Genomic DNA, 8,693 nt, shown 5'->3' with positions numbered 1-8,693 from the left:
GTAACTTCAATCTTCTCGGAACGGTCAACTTGAACGCAAAACTGGATGTAGTATCCATCGGCTCGTTTGACTAAGCGTACTCGCTTAATCTGGGTAAGCTGATAAAAATGTAAGTCGCGCGTCCCTTTCAGCTTAAGTTTTCCGATGCCTTTTTTATCGGTAAAAGTGATAGATTTTCGGTCAGTTGCCATCCGCCACCCGGTCGTTTTATATTCGACCGACCGATTGTCTTTCTGAAACTGCGGAAAACCCTTTTTCCCGGTAATTTTATTTTTACAGTTGTCGTAAAATCGGGCGATTGCCGACCACGCTCTTTCTGCGCTTGATTGTCGAGCCATGCTGTTGAGTTCATCGCAAAACGTCCATTCTTTAGCTAAAACAGCACTGTACTTATTCAAGTCATACTTGTTGACTTTTTGGTTTTCCATCCAAAAGCGCAATGCTTTGTTACGGATGAATTGTACTGTTCTAATTGCTTCGTCTACAGCGGCAAATTGCTGCTTTTTTCCGTATGCTTTGAATTCAAAAACTAGCATGACTTCGACCTCATCACGTTTTTCTTATGCTAACAACATCGGCTTAATATCGCTTGAGTTGTTCACAAAGCTTTACACGTAAGTTTCGTATACTATAAAGTTAGTCGTAAAAACTTGGTTCTAACAAAGGAAATGGGAGGCTTTAGCCTCCTTCTGTTTTTCTTCCCCGGACTAAAGTCACGGGGTTTTCATGCTTGATCGTTATAATCGATCAAAACTTCCACCCAGCTTGGTGGGCGCGGAATTGGGTTTCCCAAACGATCTAATAGCAGCAAAGCTACTAAATGCACTACAAATAAATAGACAATATTGTTAACTAAAATCATCCCGGCTGCGATCGCCCCAATTGTGTTCAAACTCGGTACATTAAGCCAGCCCAGCTTCACAAACACCCATTCCACCATCTCTGTTACCTGGGCCGTTACGTAAACCCATAGATCCTGACCCACCAACGCTGATAGCAGCCAAAACCGAAAAAAGAAGCCGACAGTACCAATGAGAGCGCCCACACTAATAGAGAGTGACCAACTCGCTTTGCGCCTCCAAAGTCCTCCCAGCGCAACTCCCATAATTCCAAAAGGCATCACGTATAAAATGCTCCGCGTCGGGCCCATGAGTACCGACAGCAGCAAACCCGATACCAAAGCTGCCATCCAAGCTGCTCGGTTGCCCCAGCGCAAGTAAACCAGGGCGATGGGTATCGGAAAAAAAACCCGCAGCAAAGGCCCCAGCGGAAAGTAATAATTTACCAGCCAAATTAAGCTAGCGGTACTTGCCAAAAAAGCCGTTTCTACCAGCCTTAAAGGCGCTTCCCCAGAGATGTGCTTCCCCGGATCGGGATTTGGGCGATCGCCAGTCATTGCTGAAATATCGGCGGTTTGGGGCTCGTTATTTGTACTGGGTGAACTACCCGAATTAGACGCAGCATCTGCTGACAAAAAATCACTCATCCGATTTTAGATTTTAGATTTTAGATTTTACGGGACTGGCCCCCGATACGGCTGATTCCCGGTTTCAGTGTTTGGATGCCTCGCCGCCAAATTTAATATTGCTCGCAGAAACCGGGAATCAGCCAGGAGCGGAAGTCTTACAGCGGATTCCAGGTTTATAAAGTACACCCCAGAAACCGGGTTTCTTCTGGATTTCTCGCCAGAAATCGGTTTTATTCAAGAAACCCGGTTTCTCTGTACTTCACTTACCTGGAAAGTGCTGTATTTTCGATCGATTTTTTCAGCAAACATTTTCAGCAGCATTATTTTTCAATTTTGCCTTCCTGGATTACCAAAACCGAACAAGATGCGTGGTGAACGACATAATTGCTGACACTGCCGAGGAAAGCTTCTGCGAACCCCGTGCGGCCGCGCCTCCCCAATACTATTAAATCTGCGCCCCAATTTTCGGCTGCTTCACAGATACAATGCCCCGGATCGCCGTCCTTTTTGCAGTCAAATTCTACCTGCAATCCTTTTTTTGCTGCAGCGTCGCAGTAATTTTTTAGCAAACCCGAAGCGTGTTTTACGTCGCTTTCCAGCCGCAAACGTTGAGCTTGATAAGCTTGATCCATTAACTCGACATTCATGCCCAAATCTACCGGAATTGGCACTGCCGTCTCCCCCAGCGTGCTGACAGTAACGCAGTTAAATAGCATCACCTGGGCGCGATCGTTCAGAGCTAATTCTAAAGCTTGCGTGAAAACACGGTGGCCCAGTTCAGAATCATCTAAGGCGGCGAAAATTTTCTTAAAACTCACAGCTTTACCTCCTGCAGGAAATCATTAATATCACTTAGTTAACAGAGAGTGCTTTTGAATTAGATTCAATAAAAGCAAACTCTGATACTTCTAGACTAACAGACGCTCTAAGGCGTGCAGGTCGGGAATGCACAAAACGTCACGTTCGCGCTGAATAGTTCCTTTTTTTTCCAGCTTGCTGAGCACTCGCGTTACTGTTTCGCGAGCCAGCCCGCTGAGGCTGCTTAATTCTCTGTGTGGCAGGTTCGGTATTTCTGTACCTCCTGTTTCCAGGATTTTTTTGCCTTGCCCTTCGGCCAAAAATAAGAGAATATCTGCTACTCGCGAGGTACTGTCGGACTCTCGTAAACGCAGGCGGCGGTTGACTTGTCGCAGGCGACGCGCCATCAGTTGAGCTAGGCGAATGCCTGCTAGAGGCTCGGTATGAATGAGCTGCACAAAATCCTGAGATGGCATATTGCCGATCAGTGTCGGGGCTAGGGTGATCACATCTGTCGATCGCGGTGCTTCTTCGATCGCGGCCATTTCCCCGAATAATTCTCCTTTCCCTAAAATATTCAGTGTTACTTCTTTTCCGTCTAGGTTGTAGGTGCGAATTTTCACCCAACCATCCAATATAAAATACACTGATGTTCCCCAGTCATTTTCGAGTAAAATCACTTGATTTGACGGATGACTTCGGGTAACGATGTGGACAGTTGCTCTCTCGATTACAGGATCGGGTAATCCTGCAAAAAAAGGAGTAGAAACTATCAATTGATTTATATTAGAATTCGGGTCTCGGGTGTTAAAGCGGTCTTCCATGAGGCCATCATTTTAATTTATGCGCTTGAGCTGCGCTGGGCAGTTACAAATAGCTTGCAGCCGAGTCATTCGATTTGAGATTCCAGATTTGAGAAACAAGGATCTAAAATCGGCAATTTTACCTCTAAAGTTTTGCGGTCAAAGGCTCAATATGGTAATTAATAGCCTCAAGCTCTGATTGGGAGCTAGAAACTAAAGAATATACCATAATTTTTTAGATACATACCACTGAGCAAATTTTATTAACAAAATTTTAGCTATGTGGCAAACGACTGAGCCGATCGAATTACCTTTGAAAGCACTTCGCGAAGACAAGCTTAACACTGCTGAGAGATTTGTTGTCACTCGGCCTTGCTTTCGAGAAGGCAGAATCCACGATCGCAAGGGGTGCCACGGCAGACAGATCCCAAATCCGAGCAACTGCCTAGAATCTGGCCAATGTCAGCACGATCGGCAAAATCCACAGCCATTGCAAGCCTAAATACTGGCGCTCTTGGCGAGCGAAACCCTCCCACTTCCCAGCAAAATTTTCTGCTACCCAAGATTATTGTACCATTAGTATCTAGCCATGAATACAGATAATAGGCTATAATTAAAGGTTACTCAAATCCAGTATACGGGGATAATCCCGAATCTCGGTATCCCAAATCGCAAATTGTTTGAGGTTTTTTCCAAGTCGGTGAAAAATGAAGAGACAGTGGCGCGCAGACATCCTAACGAAACTCGCGGTGACAGTGTGGGGCTCTTTGTTCAAGCGGGTGAAGGCAAAAGTTGGTCGGGATCACAGCTATTCCGAGCAGGAATCAGCCTCCGGGTCAGGAAACTCGCCCCTGAGTCGCAGAATTTGAAAGCACTTGCAATTGATAGAAGCGGGCATTTGGTGCGGAAGTACCGGTTAACCTATGATAGGCAATAGAAGTTATCCGAAGACAAAAGGTTAATTAACTGTTGTCAGAAAATATTAGTGAATTATTGAGCGAAAGCATCCAGGATACAAGCCCCCGGATTCATCCGTCCAGAAATAAAAAACCTGTATCCGAGAAACTTGCCGAACGTATTTATCTCGCGCAAGTCAATGCTTCAATCTAAAATCTAAAATCTAAAATCTAAAATCGATTGACTTCAGTCTTTTGTCGGTAAAGTTTCTCCCAAGCCGCATTCCCAGAGGTTCCGCCCTTGAATTCTCAGAAGTACAAAATTCAAGCACTGATTGCTGAGATAGACGAGGTACTCAGCAAGCCCGCACCCCGCTTGCCTTGGACGGGTTCTCTTGATACTGTCCACCAGCGCCAACTTTTAGAGCGAGTTCGCGCTTATCTGGTTTCCTCAGACTCAAAGCTAACGGCCCCAAAGGCCGCGGCCCGCCAAAATGTCCGCCCCGAACCAGTTCCAGTACCCAAAGTGCCTCTGCCCCCCCCTGGCCCCTCAGCAGCAGAGCAAATCATGCTGGCGGTAACCGGAGAAATCAGCCACCTGCGTTCCAGCCTGACAGGGCCGCTCCAAGAAGACATAGAAGCTCTGCGGCAAGAGCAGCAAGCTCTCATTCAAGAAATCAAACAGCTAGAAGCAAAACGGCAGCAGCAACAATCCCTAGCTCAGCAACAAGCCAACCAACAGCAAATCATTGCTGAATTTTTGCAGGTACTGAGTGCCCGCTTGGAAGAAACCTTGACTAGCGATTTCTCCCAAATTCTAAATTCCCTAGAAAATCAGTTATTGCAAAGTATCTCAGCACCATACTCTTTGGGCAGTGCGCCTGATGAAGAATCGGCTATTGACGTAACACTTCACCGACAAACCTCAGAAGAACACCCGCTGCTGACGCCGGCTCAGAGGTTGGAGCAAATGCAACTTTTCCAATCTCATGCTGACAGTCTGCTGATGAGCCTCGATTCGAGGATGGCTATCGTGTTCGAGGCTTTGCAAGCAAATCTGCAAAGCTATCAAGCTTCCTTGAGACAAGAACTCGAAAATATGTACGGTTTGAGCCAGCAGAGCGAGGCGATGTTCGCGGCTTTGGTCAACCACTTGGCCTCACAGTTGGGGCGAGAAGCGTCTTCCTACGTTCAACAGCCGATCGATTTAGCAAATAATCTCGAAACCGTCACCCCAACCGCAGCCGATCGATCTTCTGTCGCTCCCGCCCTTTCAAATACTCCGATCGAACACTCAGCCCCAGAGACTCAGACGGGAGACTCGGTGCAGTCCATTCGCACCGGCGAATTCGGAGAACAAGACAGATTTCCCTACGCCGGTACAGAAATTTCTCCGCAATTCAGACAGTTGAGGCGCGAACGCGATCGCATTCAAGCCCCAATTATGCTCCCGGAGTTGGAAGATAATTTGTTGGGTTCTACACCCGAAACATCTCAAAATTCAACTCTAGATACGGGGGAAGAATCGGACAATAGGTTTACAGAAACAGACGAAGAAATTGAGGATTTGTATGCAAGTTTGTTCGCGGGAGAAGCGGTTCCTGAAGTAGAATTACAAGTTGAAAGTTTCCCTGTAGAAAATACTGAAATTGAGACCCAAACTGAAGGTTTAGAATACCAAGCGACGACGGATCGGGAAACTGCCGAATCGCTAAAAATGACCGAAGATTTGTTTGTAAATCTGCTGGATGAAGGCGAATCTTTGGAAGAGATTTTAGGAGATGAAGATTCAGAATTTGTAATGGGGAATTCTGTAGAGTCTCTAACTTTAGATAGTGCAGATTTATTTGAACCGCAAGTGGCAAAAGTACCTCAAGTTTCAGCACCACCACCCTCAACTGCTGAGGTGAAAATTGACGGGGACGATCGAGAAAATCTAGAAACGGGTCAAAACCAAGGTGAGCAGTTCGACGCTGCGATGCCTGAATCGCCACCTTTGCCGTTGAGAACGCCAGCCGAAATTAGCCCAAACCTCCCCAGTGCCGAGTCTCATGTGCCAAGTATCGGTGAGGTTCAAACTGGCGAGTCCGGCACTTCGTCGCAGCGACTCGATGAGGAGTACATCCAAGCTTCGCCGGACGAGGATTTGCTGCCGATCGAGGAATTAGAAGATGACCTCGATCGAGCTCTAAATTTGGACAACAACACTCTGGAACTTTTGGAGGCAGACCTCTACAATCTGGAGGAAGTGGAAAATACTAGCTCCCGGCGATCGAATTTCTCAGTCGCTAACACCTTGGATTTATCGGCGAGTTCCCCCGAAGGCATTGCAAACAATCCCTTTGCCGAGGTGGCAGAGGAAGAACTCGGCACGCTGGAGGATTTGTTCTCCGATGTTTTGGAACTATCCTCGGATGATCAACCTTTTGTTTTGGAAGACGAACTTGAGGATGATTTGTTGGCTGAGGAAGACGACTCGAATTTGACGCTAGACGAGATTTTGGCTAGTTTGACCGAAACCGATCGACCTTTGACTGATTCTCCCCCTCCAGAAACTGCCGAAACTAACGAACTGCGATCGAGTCCTCCAGAAAGTCAAAAAAAAAACCTAATTTCGACAGAGAGTAAAGCAGGAGTTGTTGAGGGGAAAACCGATTTTAGCGAGTTTGCCGAAACACAGCAGCAAGAGGCGGCTGGGCATTCTGCAGCAGGTGCGATCGCCCCATCCCGACAACGCCGAAATTCTAGCTGGTATTTGGGGATTGATTTTGGTTCCAGCGGCCTGTCTGCGGCTTTGCTCGATCGCACCAGTGGCGAATTGCACCCGATTTACTGGGAAGCATCGCAGGCTGAGGCTTGGCCAGCAGACGCCAGTTGTCGGATTCCCTCGGCTGCGGTGCTGACCCAAACATCCCCAGGTAGCCCAGGGTCAGAGGTGACAGTCAAGTCGGTGGGATTCCGACCCCAGGCTTTGCCTGCAGGAGAATTTTTACTGGAAAATTTTAAATTGCCTTTAAAGGTGGGCATTCCTTATCAGCGGGAGGCTGCTGGGATGTACGAACCGCTGTTGCAGTGGGATCCCTTGCAGGCTTTTTCGATCGCCTTGCCGCTGCAATGTGTGCGGGCGCTGCTGGCTACTTTGAATCCGAGTTTGCGGGGACAAAAATTTGCCGAATCGGGGGAAATTTTGGATTCTGCACCAAGGGCGAATTTTGCAGGATTGCCAGTTTCTAATTTAATTTGTAGGGCTTCGGGACTGACGCCAGAAACTCTTGATGCGGCGCTTTTAGACTTGCAGGGTGTAATTTTGGGGACTCCGGCCGGCTGGTCGGATGTTTATCGGTTTAATCTGCGGGAGGCGGTTTTGGGTGCGTCTCTGGTGGCTTCTGGTTCGCAAATTTTTGTGGTGGAAGATGCGATCGCCACTTTGCTTGCTGCTGTAACTCCTGTGAAAAATCGCATGGAAGTCGAGTCGTCAGCCGTGGATTCTGCTAAGGGCACTGAAGAAGCTGCACCGCTGACTGTGAATGCTTCGTCTTTTAGCGGGGGAACTTTGATTTTGAATGCGGGGGCGGCGACGGTGGAATTAGCTTTAGTTGAGTTGCCGTCTAATCTTCAAGATTTAACTCGTGCTGATTTTACTTGCCACAGTTTTGATGCGGCTGGCGATGCTTTCGATCAGGATATTATCTGTCAGTTGTTGGCTAAAAATGAAACTTGGGGAATGTCGATCGATTTGCCACGTCCTGGCCATCCCGATTTGCCGAGTCGCTATCAATTGCAGCAGCGGTTACAAGGTTCTGCTTTTGGCCTGCAATTGTTAGAGGCGGCAAGGCAAATAAAAGTTATTTTGCAACATCAAAAAAGTTTTGCTTTGGATATTGGTCAGCAGCATTGGGATGTGAAGCGCAAAGATGTAGAAAGTCTGGTTTTAGTGCCTTTTGTGCAGCAGTTGAACCGTGAATTGAATGCTTTGCTCAGCCGCGCGGGAATGTCGCCGGCGGGGATTAATCAGGCGATTTGTGCGGGGGGTATGGGTGCTTGGCCTGCGATTGCCCGCTGGTTGCGGCAGAAGTTGCCGAATGCGATCGTGGTTCAAGACCAGGAATTGCAGGGCGATCGAGATATTTTTGAGATTCACAATTCTGCATTAAATTCTGTATCTCAAAGTACAAATTCCCAAAAAATTGGTCGAGTTGCCTGCGGGTTAGCGAGTTTGGCTCTCTATCCTCACATTTTGGATGTGTCGCAGCAGCAGTACAGCGACTTTTTTCTGCTGTGGGAATTAATGAAGGTTTTGGGCGGGGAAACTTTGAGCTTTCAGGAAATTTTGCAGTTGTTGGAGGGCCAAGGCGTGAATACCCGCACCTGCGAACCCCGGATTTTGCGGATTTTGGAAGGAAATTTGCCGGCGGGACTTGTGCCTGCGGAGGAAGATTTCATCCTGCTTGCCGAGGAGTCAAGGCAAAATCCTGATTGGGAAGAAATTTGGGCTGAGCCGCTTTTCTTTGAAGATGTCTCACGCGGTTATCGTTTGAATCTCGAACACGCCTTTGTTGTTCGCAAATATTTAAGCAAACTCGCCTCTAGCAGCCAGCAAAAATTGTTAGAACCGCTAACACTTGCTTGGGATGTTCGCACCGATATTTATCGCTAAACGGCAAAAAACCCGGTTTCTCAGTAGAATCCTCCCTGTCTTCCGGGAAGAGTCCTAGCCGAAACCAGGTT

General features: G+C 47.5%; 5 protein-coding genes and 1 pseudogene. 2 read left to right on the top strand and 4 right to left on the bottom strand.

Annotated features, from left to right (window positions below):
• The 4 genes and pseudogenes from QUB39_RS17270 to QUB39_RS17255 all read right to left on the bottom strand — a co-directional run.
• A pseudogene (locus QUB39_RS17270) lies at window positions 1-536 on the bottom strand (RNA-guided endonuclease TnpB family protein); the annotation flags it as partial.
• Between the two features lie 188 nt (window positions 537-724).
• Window positions 725-1,486 carry a DUF2232 domain-containing protein gene (locus QUB39_RS17265; protein WP_333233756.1) on the bottom strand — a complete coding sequence of 254 codons (762 nt, stop codon included), beginning with the start codon at window positions 1,484-1,486 and terminating at the stop codon, window positions 725-727.
• A gap of 302 nt (window positions 1,487-1,788) precedes the next feature.
• Window positions 1,789-2,286, bottom strand: coding sequence for a universal stress protein (locus QUB39_RS17260; protein WP_333058207.1), 498 nt, complete (start codon window positions 2,284-2,286; stop codon window positions 1,789-1,791).
• 90 nt (window positions 2,287-2,376) lie between these two features.
• The gene (locus QUB39_RS17255; protein ID WP_190663937.1) at window positions 2,377-3,090 is read right to left on the bottom strand and encodes a Crp/Fnr family transcriptional regulator; all 714 of its coding nucleotides are present in this window, start codon (window positions 3,088-3,090) and stop codon (window positions 2,377-2,379) included.
• Window positions 3,091-3,349: 259 nt separating this feature from the next.
• On the opposite strand from QUB39_RS17255, the gene QUB39_RS17250 reads away from it, so the two are divergent.
• Both QUB39_RS17250 and QUB39_RS17245 read left to right on the top strand, forming a co-directional pair.
• On the top strand, window positions 3,350-3,571 hold the full coding sequence (locus QUB39_RS17250; protein WP_333260648.1) for a hypothetical protein: 222 nt from the start codon (window positions 3,350-3,352) through the stop codon (window positions 3,569-3,571).
• 695 nt (window positions 3,572-4,266) lie between these two features.
• Window positions 4,267-8,622: a hypothetical protein gene (locus QUB39_RS17245; protein WP_333485109.1), complete on the top strand. Its 4,356-nt coding sequence runs from the start codon at window positions 4,267-4,269 to the stop codon at window positions 8,620-8,622.
• The last annotated feature ends 71 nt before the right edge of the window (window positions 8,623-8,693 follow it).

Source organism: Microcoleus sp. AT8-B5 (assembly GCF_036705565.1).
Taxonomy (GTDB): Bacteria; Cyanobacteriota; Cyanobacteriia; order Cyanobacteriales; family Microcoleaceae; genus Microcoleus.
This window is presented reverse-complemented; position numbering and strand designations above follow the sequence as displayed.

Coding starts and splice junctions, on each gene's coding strand:
- QUB39_RS17265 (WP_333233756.1), bottom strand. CDS start 1,486: ATGAGTGATTTTTTGTCAGCAGATGCTGCGTCTAATTCGGGTAGTTCA.
- QUB39_RS17255 (WP_190663937.1), bottom strand. CDS start 3,090: ATGGAAGACCGCTTTAACACCCGAGACCCGAATTCTAATATAAATCAA.
- QUB39_RS17250 (WP_333260648.1), top strand. CDS start 3,350: ATGTGGCAAACGACTGAGCCGATCGAATTACCTTTGAAAGCACTTCGC.